Source organism: Paenibacillus sp. FSL P4-0081 (assembly GCF_000758565.1).
GTDB lineage: Bacteria > Bacillota > Bacilli > Paenibacillales > Paenibacillaceae > Paenibacillus_AQ > Paenibacillus_AQ phytohabitans.
In genome coordinates, this window is sequence record NZ_CP009280.1 from 8130040 (window position 1) to 8143325 (window position 13286).

The following is a 13286-nucleotide window of genomic DNA, read 5'->3' on the forward strand; positions in this document are numbered from 1 at the left end:
CGGCGGCAATCCTATTTCAACAACAAGAAGGTGTACAGTTTATTATGGAAGCAAGCAAACCCAAAGAGTTCAATTTAATTAAGCTGACCTGGCCGATTTTCCTCGAGCTGTTCCTGTTTATGCTCATGGGGAGTGTAGATACATTCATGATCAGCTCCGTATCGGATGATGCAGTCTCCGGTGTCGGGGCGGCCAATCAGATTATTGCCATAGCCATTCTCGTGCTCAGTGTTATCGGGAACGGCGCGGCCATTGTCGTGTCGCAGTATCTCGGTTCCAGGCAGCCCAAAGAAGCAGCTAAGGTAACGGGCAATGCCATAACGCTCAATCTTGCGGTCGGAATTATTCTGAGTACAATTCTGCTGCTGTTCGGAGGCAGTCTGCTGAGCGCGCTGAACGTGACGGGCGAAATTCTCGTCTACGCCAAATCGTATATGCATATTGTCGGGGGCGGAATCTTCCTCCAGGCACTGCTGAACGCCCTGGCCACCACCATCCGGACGCACGGGTTCACGAAACAGACGATGGTAGTCTCTCTGCTGATGAACGTGATCCACGTCGGGGGCAATTATCTGCTGATCTTCGGACATTTCGGACTGCCGGCACTCGGTGTCGAAGGCGCAGCCATTTCAACGGTTGCCAGCCGCCTGATCTGTCTGGTCCTGTTCTTCCTGCTACTCTACCGGATCATGGATGTGCGGGTTAAATGGACCTATTACACTCATCTCTCCAAAAAATATGTGCTGCAGATTCTCAAAATCGGTATCCCGTCCGCTTTTGAATCGGTGATCTATCAGTGCTGCCAGCTGGTCTTCACTTTATACATCACTTATCTGGGTGCTGAAGCCATGGCTACCCGCCAATACGCGCTGAATATCTCCAGCTACATCTTCCTCTTCAGCGTAGCCGTATCCATGGGCACCTCGATCATTGTCGGCCATCTCGTGGGCGCAAGGCGGCCGAAGGAAGCTTACACGCGGGTATTCTCCAGTGTGAAATGGGCGCTGCTGGTCACCGTAATTATGGACGCGGTTGTTATTCTGTTCCGCGCACCGCTAATGGGCCTGTTCACGGATAATCAAACGATTATAACTATGGGCGCACAAGTGATCCTGCTCAGCTTCTTCCTTGAGACCGGACGCACCTGCAACCTGGTCATTATCAACTCGCTGCGCGCTTCCGGCGATGCCAAGTTCCCGGTCTACATGGGCCTGATCTCCATGGTCTGCATGAGTCTGCCGCTGGGCTATTTCCTTGTGTTCACGCTTGATCTCGGTCTGGCCGGAGTCTGGCTGGCCACTGCATTCGATGAATGGGTGCGGGCGGTCATTATGTACTTCCGCTGGAAGAGCAGAGCCTGGGAGAAGCACGGCTTGATCCAGCATGAACCTGCAGAACCGCTGAGCGCTGCGCCGGCGCATTAATCTGCAGCAACAAACAGGCGGTTCACCTTGATCTCTGCGACTCAGGCGGGCCGCCTTTTGAATACATAATCCTATTCATTTGGCAGGAAGGATGAGGAAGACAATGACAACGCGTCACGTCTGCCCCCCTTAATCATCCGCCTCCGCAAATAAGGGATGCCCCGGCCGTGTAATCCGGCCAATTGGCATCCCTTTGTGATAAGGATGTACGCTTATCAGGTTCCTTTGGCTACTGCTTCTTTATGCTTGGCGGCGAACTGCTCTGGTGTAATCGCTTTGCCGAACAGCGCCTGAATCATATCCAGATGGACCTGGGCGGCGTTCGGCTTCATCTGGATATCAGCAAACAGGGTGATGCTGCTCGCATGGTTTAATTCATTCAGCAGTTCGACATACAGCTGCGGCAGCTCTTCATTCGTGGTATCCACTTTGGTCGCCGGAATTACACCTGCACTGGTTACTGAGGCCTCTCCCCATTTGTATACGAAATATTCGACAAATGCTTTCGCTTCTTCCTTAACCTCGGAAGCTTCGGCTACGAACAGTCCGACACCGGGACCGCCAACCCAGCTGTTGATATTGCCCTTTCCGCCTTCCACAGTCGGGAACTTGAAGAACCCTACCTTATCCTTGAAGTCTTGCGGAATCTCCGGATTCGTTGTGAAGTTGGGAAGCTCCCAGGTACCCGTCAGATACATTGCCGCCTTCTCATTCAAGAATTCCGATTTGCCCTCATCATTGGATAGCCCGTTGAAACCGCTGTTGAAGGTGTTCATATCCACCAGCGTCTGCACTTCAGCCGCAGCCCGGACCAGGCCGGGATTATCGAAGTAGCTTGTCCCCTTCGTTGCGCGCTTCAGTGTATCACTGCCGGCGATACGGTCAGCAAGGTACATATACCATAACGAGCCGGTCCAGCGGTCCTTGTTGCCAAGGGCAGCCGGAGCCACGCCATGATGGGATAACGTTCTTACCACTTGCTTGAACTCCTCGTATGTAGCAGGCACCTGGAGATTATATTTCGCAAAAATATCCTTATTATAGTATATCGGTGAAATGTTCAGCTCAATCGGCAGTGCGTAGGTCTTATTATCGACCACGTAGGCTTCGGTAGTGCCTGTTACGAATTTACCCTTTAACCGCGTACCATTCAGGATGTCATCCAGCGGAGCGAATAATCCGCCCTTTACATAAGGCTCCATGAAGCCCGCTGCCCAGGTGATTCCTACATCCGGCAGGTCATTCGAGGCAGAGAGCACCTTCAGCTTATTCTTGTACTGTTCATTCTCCAGCACGCCCTGCTGGATTATAATATTAGGATTCTCTTTCTCGTATTCCCCGATGATCTGGCTAACCAGCTTATTCTGCTGGGCGGAGAGGCCGGCCGGCCATAAGTGCATCATATGAATCGTTATTTTTGGGGCCGAAGCATTGGTGGCTGCCGCCGCACTACTATTATCCTGTGTGAAGCTGCAGCCTGTCAGAACAAGGGCCAATGTAATTGTCAGGAACAGTCCCTTGATTATGTTATTCCTCAACATTGCTATAGCCTCCCATTTCACATTACGCGGCCTGATGTAATCGCTACCAATCAAATTTTAGCATCGTACCCGGAGGGATATAAGACTACACTTATTGGCTAAAATTCCACATTTAATGGATTTCCTGCGATCCGCCCTTCATCTTATGCCTATAGCGGCTTGGGCTTAACTGTTCCAGCGATTTAAACACCTTAATGAAGTACTTATCCGTCCTATAGCCTACACGCTCCCCGATCTCCCCTATAGACAGTGTGGTCTGCAGCAGTAATTCCTTAGCCCGCTGAATTCGCAGACGTGCCAAATATTCGCTGAAGGATACTCCGGCCTGCTCCTTGAACAATACGCTGAAGTAGCTGGCATTCAGATGGATGAGGCCCGCTACCTCTGCCATTGTCAGCTGTTCATGCAGGTGCTGCTCCACATAGGCGATCGCTTCTTTGACCGGCTGCCCCATTCGCGCCTGATCCGGGTCAATCTCCATCAGCTTATGATCCACCAGCTTCTCCAGCTTCACGTGGCGCTGCTGCTCTTCCTCCCGCTTCAGCGCATCCTCAACCACGGACAGCAGCTCGGACTTGTCCAGCGGCTTAAGCAGGTAGTTGACCGCCCCCAGCCGCATAGCCTGCTGCACATAATCAAATTCGGCATAGCCGGATATGACAATAATAACGGGCTTCCAGGCTGACTCCTGCAGGGAACGGATCAGATCCAGTCCGCTTACTTCGGGCATGCGCACATCTGTAATCAGCAGATGGACCCGCTCCTGCCGCAGCCGCTCGCGCGCCTCAACCCCGTTGTCACAGGTCTCCACGGCATACCGGCCGGCTGCCCATACTTCCAGCGTCTGCTTGATGCCCTGTCGTGTTCTCGGTTCATCATCCACGATTAGAATCGTCCTATTGCTCAGACTCATAGGTATATCCTCCATTGCTTGGAATTTCAAAAGTAATAACGGTCCCTTCCGATAATCTGCTCTCAATGATCAGACCCTCCGACTTGATGCCCTCTTGCCCGTAATACAGCTGGAGCCGCCGCTGCACATTCACCAGGCCGACCCCGTTGCCTTTGGCGGAGATCGGCGGGCCGCCCTCCAGTGTATTGCGCAGCGCCCGCAGAGTATCCTCATCCATGCCGGGACCATTGTCGGATACCTTCACCGAGGTCCAGCCGTCGCGTGGCGATGGGGTGATCGTAACCTCCACACTGCCGCTGCCGACACGGCTCTCCACTCCATGAAGAATGGCATTCTCCACAATCGGCTGAATCAGCAGCTTGGGTACCGGAACAGCCGCCTCGCGCGGGTCCAGCACAATATCCCAGGACAGGCGCTCGCCCATCCGCATCTCCATGATCTTCAGATAACGCCTGATCTGTTCAACCTCTTCACTAAGCGCAACCCACTCGTCTTTATTATTGGGACGGCCAATAATATAGCGGAACAGCCTGGACATTACTACGACCAATCCGGCCAATTCCTCCTCCCCCTTCTCCTCAAGCGACCAGTTAAAGGCTTCCAGGGTGTTGAACAGAAAATGAGGGTTGATCTGCGCCTGCAACGCCTTGAGCTCGGTCCGGCTCTGTAATACTTCCTTCTCGTAGACGACCCGGATCAAATCATTCATATTGGCCACCATGCCGTTATAGGTATAATTCAGCTCCCGCAGCTCCATCGTAGATACCTTCTGCGAGTTGGGCGTCAGCACGCCTAAGCGCGATTTGCGCATAGCCCGGATCAGATGAATAATCGGCCTCGTGATCATCGTTGACAATAGAAACGACATGATCAGGAAAAGCAGGGCTCCCAGCCCCCCTGACAGCAGCAGAACCGTCCGCAGCACAGATAACCCCTTGGTGACATAGCTGACAGGGGTCAGCACAAGCAGTGTCCAGCCGGTCTTGTCCGAGCGCAGCTTAACCTGTACATACTCCTTGCCGTGAAAGCTGACCGTCTGGTCCACACTTTCCAGCAGCGGCAGCAGGTCCGCCTCCGGTGTTCCGCTGCTGCCCAGGAGCCGGCCTTCATCATTCACCAGCAGCACAGACTCGCCTCCTTCACTGCCGGAGATCGGATCATCCAGCTGGAAGTAGCTGCGCTGGATGCGCGCCATCAGATACCCTCCCCGCGAGAACCAGCGGTCCATGAGGCTAACCTGGCGGATGGCCAACAGGCTCTGGCTGTCATGCGGATCGACGCCGATCCAGACCAGCCGCCCTTTCTGGATATTAGCCTCGCTGATATATGGCTCGTTGATTCTCGTCCCCAGACTGCCGTCCTTAATCGGGAAGAGCAGCCGGTAATCGGCGGTATACAGCTCAAGAGACCCTACGCTCGGCATATACGCCTGATAGCTGGAGATAATCTGCAGCAGCGACTGCCGCTGATTGAATGACACTTCATTGCCGTTCAGCTCCTCCAGCAGCAGCTGCTGCACCGTAGGATGATTAGCCACCTGCTCCATCAGGCTGTCAATCTGGCCAATCAGCGCATTCAGCCGTCCGTTCGCCTGAACCGCCGTCTGCTGGATATGCCGCTCGGCATTATTTTTGAGCAGAATAGATACCCGGTCATATACAAACGCCCCTGAAACCAGAAGAATGATTAGCATAACCAGCACAAAGCCGATAAATATTTGATTGCGCAGCGTGTTGAGTTCTTTGAATCTCTGGAACATCGGAATTCCTTCTTTCCTTGGCAGCGTTTCCAACTCTATTCTCCAAAAGTCCCGGGGTTTGTCAAGAGAAATTAGTTGCCCGGCACAGGGCAGCAAAGAGCCCTTAAGCAGTGCTCCTTGTTCCAGGAGCTGTTTAAGGGCTGCAGCAGAAGGGACTAGATGAACATTAGCGGAGTGATCCACTCCCGGTCCAGGGCTATCCACAGTAAGGCCAGCAGGACGGCGCCGATGCTGTACATCAGTACCTTCCGGCGGGTGGGCTCCAGGTAAATATCCAGAATAAAGATTATAATTGCTATAGCAGGTACGGCAACAAGCAAAACCGGATTGCGATATTTAATATTTACTGTATTCAAGATAACCATAATCAGAAGAAGAAGCCTAAGATATTTGTTCATAGCCATACCACAACCTCCTTGCCGTTGAGACCATTTTCCAATTATGTATTCTTCATCCTCATCTCTAATATCCCTTGATTCCCCGCTATTGTCAACCCCGGACACCCATCCGCTGCCAAGACAAAAAAAATAGCCCGTTCCCCACAGGGAACTGACTGCTATGGTGTTACTGCTATAATCTGATTCTGTACAGAGCGTTCAGGAATTGGCAGATTACCGGATGGTAATGCCCTTCTTGATCGCCTTCATGTCAAAATTCGTATTCACAAGCATAGGCAGTATCTTCATGCTTCTGGTCATCGGCGAGTTGCATTGCCAGCAGGTAGGGACATATTGGAAAGCGAAGTTGTCGCGCATCCACCCGGAGCAATCTTCCTTAGTGCAGGACCAAATGGCTGTGTCTTCTTGGGGAAGATCCTCCAGCGCTTTTTTACGAAAATACATAAGTACCCCTCCTAATAGCTTTGTTAGCATATACTTCCTGAATCGGTTCGTACAAAGCCCGCTTCGGAAGCATACCCTTCGAATAAAGACATATTTCCAGCCCAACCGGACTGTTATGGCAGGATGGTAGCTTGTTCTGGCCTGTTCAAAAAAAAAGCTGCCCTCAACTTGTGTTAAGGGCAGTCTATTTTTAATACTACAGTTTTACAACGTTTTCGGCTTGTGGTCCACGAGCGCCTTGAGTTACGTTGAACTCAACGCGTTGGCCTTCGTCCAAAGATTTGAAGCCGTCGCCAGTGATTGCGGAGAAGTGTACGAATACGTCGCTTCCGCCTTCAACCTCGATAAAACCGAAACCTTTGTCTGCGTTGAACCATTTTACTGTACCTGTTTGCATGATATTACCTCCAAGTTTTATTTAACACATGTCCTTTTATTCCTACGTATTGTACGAACAAATAAAAATTCACACATTGGAAAAGGATTCATACGCACAAATGATAACCTTTTACAATATGTGAATTAAGGGTTAAATTTATGATTGACTTCATTGTAGCACACTATTTCTCTAAAAGCAAAGGATTACTTAAAATTACTTAAAATTACTTAAAAACAAGTGGAATTATATCGTACCCGGCGCACGGTGCTCCATGAACAACCGCACCGCGCACCCGGCAGCTGCAGGGTTTAGTCGATATATCCGGCCAGTCCCTTGTCCATCAGATAGTCCATTTCCGCATCGAGAATAGTCTCTACAGTCAGCTCATCCAGCTTAACATCGCGCTGCGCAGTAACATAATCGACCAGATCATCATTATCAATATCAATCTCGCCCTTGGCATTGGCCTTGGCTTTGTTGATGAAGGCCTGCTCATGCTTCAGCACCAGCCGGATCACGGCTGCATCCACCTTCGTCTGTGCAGACAATACTTCCACCAGTTCCTGCTCGTTCACTTCGTTACTCATATTCGTTAGTCAGCTCCTTGGCATTTATGCACAATGATTGTACCACAAGTCCCTTCCGGCCGCGCAGCCTCATCTCCACCAGGGAAGAGCAGGATACTCCGCAGCTCCGGCCACTACAGTCTCCCCTATTCTTGGTGTAGCCAGCCGTACCCCTTTAGCTGCAGCCGCAGCTGCAATGCGCTCCACCGGATCGGTCCAGTCATGCATCGACAGGGTGAACGCCCCCCAATGAACCGGAATAAGCAGACCTCCCCGCACATCTATATGTGCTTCAACCGTCTGTTCCGGCAGCATATGGATATCGGCCCAGCGCGGATCGTATTGGCCGCATTCCATCAGCGTGAGATCGAATGGGCCATACTTGCGTCCAATCTCGGCAAAATGCGGCCCGTAGCCGCTGTCCCCGCTGAAGAAGAGCTTCGTATCCGCTCCTTGGATTATCCATGAACACCACAGTGTGGTGTTGCGGTCCAGCAGACTCCGGCCGGAGAAATGCCGGGCCGGCGCGCTGGTAAAGGTCAGGCCTGCATACGCAAGCTCGTCTCCCCAGTCATGCTCGCGGATCTTCTCTCCGCTTACCCCCCAGCGGCGCAGATGGGCGCCGACACCGAGCGGCACAATGAACAGGCCTACCTTATCCTTAAGCTTGCGGATGGTGCCGTAGTCCAGATGATCATAATGATCATGGGAGAGCACAACCGCATCAATCTGCGGAAGCTGGGAAATCTCCAGCGGCAGCTGCTTGCTGTAACGGCGGCCGCCGATGAACGGAAACGGAGACGGGGCGTTACCCAGCATAGGGTCCAGGAACAGTGTAACCCCGTCCATCTCCAGCAATACCGCAGAGTGGCCGAACCAGGTAACGCGGGTGCCCGGGCCTTGGCCGATGGATGCAGGCGGCAGCGGCAGCGGCTGCAGGGGCTCGGCCGGTCTGGACCGGGGATTGCCTTTAATGAAATCCTTCAGAATGGACAGGCCGCTACCGCCAGCTCTCTCGCCGATGAGTTCAGCCGTCTGCGGATAAGCGAATTTGCCCTTGCTATAATTAAGCGAGCGGCTGTTCAGCGCCTTTTCCTGCTTCCCCGCCCTCCGTCCAAACGCCGGATAGAGGGTCATAAGCAGATACGCCGCTGCAACAAGTATCACCAGTGAAGCTGCAATATCTAAAATAATCAGAGTCATGCGGTAAACCTTCTTTCTGCCAGTTCATTTCTACAGGCTCCAGCCCGGAATTTTGCGCAGATCCCCATCCCAGATCTGCACCGTGCTCTTCACCGGAACGTTATCCGGAGAGGAAGCTGTATGAATATAACACGAATCCATGCCGATCGTGTCCGCTCCGGCCATATCCGTACGCGGATCGTTACCGATCATAATTGCCGAACTTAGCTCGGCACCATAGTTATCTGCTAAATACCGGTAAAATAGCGGGTCCGGCTTGCTTACGCCGGCTTCGGAGGAAATGGCTATCCCATGGAATAAATGCAGAATGTTCAGCATGGTTAATTCTGCCTCAATGAAGGTCTTCTGGCCATTCGAGAGCAGATAGACCTTCTTGCCGTGCGACCGCAAGGTCCGGAGAATCTCCGGGACTCCGTCATAGAGCGCGATATGGTTCATGGATAAGGTCCGCAGCCAGCGGACAGTCTCATGCAGCCAGGCCTGCCCGGGATTCCCGCCTAAGTCACGGGCCACGGCACGGAAGACCTCTTCCATGACGAAATCGGGAAACTGGCATTTCTGTGCAGCAGCTTGAAGCTGACGATCACGCTCGGCAAGGAAACGGGACTGCAGCTCCGCCCCTGCCGTGCGCAGCCCGTGATAGCTGAAATGAAGCGCCAGCCGCTCCCATACCTCCGGATGCTCTTCATCTGTCTCAATATCAATTAAGGTTCCGTATAGGTCAAAAATATAAGTCTGGTACATAGATCCGGCATCCCTTCCTATTTAGTCCGGCCCAGCTTACGGGCCACGATGAGAATAAGCAGCAGGGAGACCGCGATAATAATAAGGTTGAATCCCCATTCACTCTGAAACCATCCGCCTTGTGCCGGAGACTCTGACGGTGCTTCGGGTATCATATTCTCTGCACCAAGCGTAGCTGTAACCCGCTTGTCCCCGGCAATCTGGTCTTTGAAATTAATAATATCATACTGCGGAGCAAGTGCCAGGGCATTGCCGTAGATCAGCGAATACGTTCCCTGCTCCTGCTCTCCTCCTGCAAAGACAAGGCGGTCCACCAGATATTCTATTTTCAGGCCGGTAATTGATATCGGGGTATCATCCAGATTATAGATTATAATCCGCAGGGCAGCCGAAGAGGAGGCCTGAAGCGGCTGGATGTCCGTCCGCGAAATCCGGGTATCCTTGAAATCGAGCCGGTACAGCTCCCCGCTGCCCGCCACCGGCAGCCTTATACCGTCACTGTCATACAGCTCATACCGCCGCGAGAAGTTCCCGGTGCTGCCGAGTGTCAGCCTGGCAATCTTCAGCCGGTCCTTGTTGCTGATGACGATCTCGGTGCGGTTCTCCACCTGGCGGATCTCATACTCCGGCGTCTTCTGCCTCATGAATCCGGCCATCTTCACCTCCCGGCTACTGTCCACCAGGGTCAGGCCGGGAAAATCCAGCCTCTCCGGATTACTCTTTACCACGAGCCGGTAAAAGCTGAACTTGTAGCTGCCTTCCAGCTCAATGCTGTCCGCACTTAACCCGTTCGTAGCGTACAAATCCCCTGTGGCCAGCGGCTCCCAGGCATTCCCGTCATAACCTCCCCACACCTCCACATGCTTCAGGAAAGACTCATCCGGAAGCTCAAACACCAGCTTGTTCCCCTGAATATCCACATGCTCGGCAAGCGGTGTAATCCGGTAATCCAGCAGGGTGTCCGGCCCTTGATCCGCGTGGCGGATCAGGATCGATGAATAGGCGGTGCTGCGCTCCTCTACCGTTCCCTCTCCGCTCTCCAGATAATAAGGAACCGGCTTGCCGGCGCTGCCGGTAATACGCAGATCGCGCAAATCCTCTGCTGCCGAGCCATACACGCCTTCATCCAGATATACCTCATAATAAGGGGCCGGCTCCGGAATTCCGATGGCCCGCGAGAACTTCCACTGCCCGCTGTCAGCCTTCTCCGCCAAGCCACCTGCTGCCGCTGCCGTGCCCTCCGCCGGATAAGCGGAGGTGAACAGCAGAAATCCTCCCAGCCCCGCGAGCAGCACTGCCGCCCTAGCTCTCCGGCTGGTCTTTCTCTGCGAGCGCATAGGCTTCCTCCATTCTGGCCGATATCCGCTGATAGAGATACGAAATCCCCAGCAGGCAGAGTCCGAAGCTGAAATAAGCGATGATCTTGCTGCCCGTGTTCAGCAGGGTCAGATCATAGAGCAGCAGCTTGCCGGTTGCCAGCAGTGACAGACCCAGTCCGAAACGGCGGATGTACAGGTACCGCTTGCGGAAGCCGTATATAATGAACAGCACCGAGAGCAGCAGGTAGACCAGACTGAAAGCCAGCCCGCCATCATGCAGCCGGATCTGCACACCCAGGAATGCAGTAATCATCACCAGCAGATAGATGCCCATAGCGACCGGGACCAGCTCCATATTCTTGTAGTCGCGCAGGAGCGTTGTCCGCAGCAGTCTTCCGCCGCTGAACCACACGAACAGATTGAAGAGGATAAGCAGACCCAGCACCAGAAGATCTGCCCCGGAGCTTCCGGACAATCCGCCTTGCAGGCTGGGCATCCCGAGCGTGATGCCGATGCAGATAGCATAAGTGATCCCGTACATCAGCATAACCACGTAGCCGACCACCGCATCATAGAGCACCTTAACCTTCGGCAGCACATAGGCAAGGCCGGCCGTGAGCAAGGCTGCCAGCAGCAGCTTGTAGAATGTACTGTGTGCCATATCTTCCGGGACTGCACGGTCGTACAGACGTAAGGCTTCATACACCAGATATACATAGAAATTCAGGATCGCCGCATATTTGAACCAGACTACACCCTGCACCTCGGCAGGTGAGCTGCGGAGCAGAATCTCCTCCCGGGAATGGCGGACCGCATAGAACAAGGCTACAGTAGCCATCCCCGCAGTAATAAAGGTATATTTCAGCTCAAAATACGGATTGCTGTAGTTGACCACAGGATTAAGCTCGGACACGCGCAGCAGCCCGTCGATGCCGAAGAACGTCCCCAGGCAGAGCAGGAGAATCCCCCAGCCCGAGCGTTCCACTGCCTTGAAGCGGTACAGCTGGCCGTAGACCGTCAGAAGCACTCCCTCAATCAGCCAGCCGATGGACCACCAGGCCGTTCCTAACTGGAACGGGATCATCAGTACAGCAAAGGTCAAAGAGGTGGCGTAGAAGAGCAGTCTGCTCTCCCGTTCCTGCGGCATCCGCTTCTCCAGCAGAACGCCAAGCCCCAGGTACATCAGACAGAAGAACAAGGCAAGCGCGCCTTTGAACTCGCCCAGACCTGCATCCAGGAAAAGAATATACAAGGTTGCGCAGCTGATGGCCGTATTGCAGCCCAGCAGGCAGAAATCCAGCCAGGCGAGCTTCGACTTGTATTTGAACGGGTACCAGAGTGTGATGCCCAGATACATGACAAAGGTTAATATAGCGCAGAGCATGCCCGCTGCACTGCTGTCCGACAGATTAATCAGCAGCAGCATGGAGGGTATATTAAACAGGAAGCTGATGTAATTGACAATCACCCAGCGCTTGCGCAGGGAGACCAGCAGAATGAGCAGGTTCAGCACGAACAGATAGCCCATAGCCGCGTACACTGCGCTGCCTTCCAGCCCGAACGCCCCTATATAAGAGAACAGCGGCAGATAACCGCCGACAAGCCCCATGGAACAGATCGTCCGCGACTCATAGCGCAGCGATAACAGCACAGCGGATAGAGTGACCAGTACGGATAGACCGATCCCGGCCCATAAACCGATAATCTCCAATAAAAAATAGCTGTAAAAGACCGAGCCGTAGAGTACGGATACCCCGCCTCCGATCAGACCCAGGGCAAAGGCTCCCCTGCCTTTGCGGAACAGCCACTCGCCGCCGCCCAGCATGATAGCGCCAAGCAGAAAGAAGGCGCTGCCCTTCATATAGTCATTGAACCAGGTGGAATAACTGTATCTGAACCCGGCCCCCACTGCCAGAATCAGCAGCAGAATCCCCAGGCGGTTGATCCAGTTCAGACCGATCTTCATTTCAATCCGGTTCTGCTTGCGGCGGCGCAGCAGCGTTTCCTCGCTGACCCCCTCAGCGGCAAAGACATCCATACGGCTGTCAAGCGCCCCTGTCAGTGACTGCTCCACCTCACGCTGCCGCTTTCTGCGCAGGAGAATACTCTCATTCAGCCTCCCTTGCACTTCTCCCAGCATGGCGGCTATCTGCGCCTGGTCTTGCCCCAGCTCAGCTTTGGCACGTCTGAACGTGACATCAATACGCTGCCTGGTCTCCAGCTCGAAGGAAGTCAGCCTGTCGAGGTAGGCATTATTCTGCGAGCCAAAGTAGGTCTGCAGCTTCTGCCGCGATACCCGCAGAATACCCAGCTTCTCATCCAGAATCTGCTCCGTCAGTGCCGTCCGCAGCTCGGAGTTATCCTGCCGCAATATTGAAGCCTGAATTTTCAGTTCCCTGAGGATCAGCTTGTTCTCTTCATTCTCCTTCTTCAGCGCTTCATTCTCATGAACCAGATCGCTGCTCTCATATTCCTCAATCAAAGCCTGGTATTCTTTCAAAAGCCCGTCCTGCTGCTGCTGTACAGCCCTCAGCCGATCTCTGAAATCCTCCATAGCGCCCCCCAGTGCCTGCTATCAGCAATTGTTAATATTTTC

At 53.4% G+C, this 13286-nt stretch carries 12 protein-coding genes; 1 reads left to right on the forward strand and 11 read right to left on the reverse strand.

The genetic code is table 11. From position 1 onward, the window contains the following. The first annotated feature begins 44 nt into the window (after positions 1 to 44). The gene (locus P40081_RS34630) at positions 45 to 1424 is read left to right on the forward strand and encodes an MATE family efflux transporter (RefSeq protein WP_042140385.1); all 1380 of its coding nucleotides are present in this window, start codon (positions 45 to 47) and stop codon (positions 1422 to 1424) included. 215 nt (positions 1425 to 1639) lie between these two features. Here P40081_RS34630 and P40081_RS34635 read toward each other — a convergent pair whose 3' ends face one another. The 11 genes from P40081_RS34635 to P40081_RS34685 form a co-directional block, all read right to left on the reverse strand. After that, positions 1640 to 2965, reverse strand: coding sequence for an extracellular solute-binding protein (locus P40081_RS34635; protein WP_042140386.1), 1326 nt, complete (start codon positions 2963 to 2965; stop codon positions 1640 to 1642). Between the two features lie 112 nt (positions 2966 to 3077). Beyond that, positions 3078 to 3878, reverse strand: coding sequence for a response regulator transcription factor (locus P40081_RS34640; protein ID WP_042140387.1), 801 nt, complete (start codon positions 3876 to 3878; stop codon positions 3078 to 3080). After that, the gene (locus P40081_RS34645; RefSeq protein WP_042141796.1) at positions 3862 to 5637 is read right to left on the reverse strand and encodes a cache domain-containing sensor histidine kinase; all 1776 of its coding nucleotides are present in this window, start codon (positions 5635 to 5637) and stop codon (positions 3862 to 3864) included. Before P40081_RS34645 ends, P40081_RS34640 begins: the two co-directional genes overlap by 17 nt. Positions 5638 to 5792: 155 nt before the next feature. After that, complete coding sequence (locus P40081_RS34650; RefSeq protein WP_042140388.1) at positions 5793 to 6041, reverse strand: hypothetical protein; 249 nt, start codon at positions 6039 to 6041, stop codon at positions 5793 to 5795. Positions 6042 to 6248: 207 nt separating this feature from the next. Beyond that, complete coding sequence (locus P40081_RS34655) at positions 6249 to 6479, reverse strand: cold-shock protein (RefSeq protein ID WP_039304815.1); 231 nt, start codon at positions 6477 to 6479, stop codon at positions 6249 to 6251. A gap of 196 nt (positions 6480 to 6675) precedes the next feature. Further along, a complete protein-coding gene (locus tag P40081_RS34660) occupies positions 6676 to 6876 on the reverse strand; it encodes a cold-shock protein (RefSeq protein WP_019914790.1) in 201 nt (66 codons plus the stop codon). Positions 6877 to 7166: 290 nt separating this feature from the next. Further along, entirely contained in the window at positions 7167 to 7445 is a 279-nt protein-coding gene (locus tag P40081_RS34665) for a hypothetical protein (protein WP_042140389.1), read from the reverse strand. A gap of 69 nt (positions 7446 to 7514) precedes the next feature. After that, positions 7515 to 8627 carry an MBL fold metallo-hydrolase gene (locus P40081_RS34670; RefSeq protein WP_042140390.1) on the reverse strand — a complete coding sequence of 371 codons (1113 nt, stop codon included), beginning with the start codon at positions 8625 to 8627 and terminating at the stop codon, positions 7515 to 7517. Positions 8628 to 8657: 30 nt separating this feature from the next. Next, positions 8658 to 9371 carry an HAD family hydrolase gene (locus P40081_RS34675; RefSeq protein ID WP_042140391.1) on the reverse strand — a complete coding sequence of 238 codons (714 nt, stop codon included), beginning with the start codon at positions 9369 to 9371 and terminating at the stop codon, positions 8658 to 8660. A gap of 17 nt (positions 9372 to 9388) precedes the next feature. Further along, complete coding sequence (locus P40081_RS34680; RefSeq protein WP_042140392.1) at positions 9389 to 10708, reverse strand: hypothetical protein; 1320 nt, start codon at positions 10706 to 10708, stop codon at positions 9389 to 9391. After that, positions 10674 to 13244: a DUF2339 domain-containing protein gene (locus P40081_RS34685; RefSeq protein WP_042140393.1), complete on the reverse strand. Its 2571-nt coding sequence runs from the start codon at positions 13242 to 13244 to the stop codon at positions 10674 to 10676. Before P40081_RS34685 ends, P40081_RS34680 begins: the two co-directional genes overlap by 35 nt. Positions 13245 to 13286 lie beyond the last annotated feature (42 nt).

Bases quoted from the DNA above. Each gene is read 5' to 3' on its own strand.
- P40081_RS34675 (WP_042140391.1), bottom strand. From the start codon at position 9,371: ATGTACCAGACTTATATTTTTGACCTATACGGAACCTTAATTGATATT.
- P40081_RS34645 (WP_042141796.1), bottom strand. From the start codon at position 5,637: ATGTTCCAGAGATTCAAAGAACTCAACACGCTGCGCAATCAAATATTT.
- P40081_RS34680 (WP_042140392.1), bottom strand. From the start codon at position 10,708: ATGCGCTCGCAGAGAAAGACCAGCCGGAGAGCTAGGGCGGCAGTGCTG.
- P40081_RS34685 (WP_042140393.1), bottom strand. From the start codon at position 13,244: ATGGAGGATTTCAGAGATCGGCTGAGGGCTGTACAGCAGCAGCAGGAC.
- P40081_RS34665 (WP_042140389.1), bottom strand. From the start codon at position 7,445: ATGAGTAACGAAGTGAACGAGCAGGAACTGGTGGAAGTATTGTCTGCA.
- P40081_RS34630 (WP_042140385.1), top strand. From the start codon at position 45: ATGGAAGCAAGCAAACCCAAAGAGTTCAATTTAATTAAGCTGACCTGG.
- P40081_RS34660 (WP_019914790.1), bottom strand. From the start codon at position 6,876: ATGCAAACAGGTACAGTAAAATGGTTCAACGCAGACAAAGGTTTCGGT.
- P40081_RS34655 (WP_039304815.1), bottom strand. From the start codon at position 6,479: ATGTATTTTCGTAAAAAAGCGCTGGAGGATCTTCCCCAAGAAGACACA.
- P40081_RS34635 (WP_042140386.1), bottom strand. From the start codon at position 2,965: ATGTTGAGGAATAACATAATCAAGGGACTGTTCCTGACAATTACATTG.
- P40081_RS34670 (WP_042140390.1), bottom strand. From the start codon at position 8,627: ATGACTCTGATTATTTTAGATATTGCAGCTTCACTGGTGATACTTGTT.
- P40081_RS34650 (WP_042140388.1), bottom strand. From the start codon at position 6,041: ATGGCTATGAACAAATATCTTAGGCTTCTTCTTCTGATTATGGTTATC.
- P40081_RS34640 (WP_042140387.1), bottom strand. From the start codon at position 3,878: ATGAGTCTGAGCAATAGGACGATTCTAATCGTGGATGATGAACCGAGA.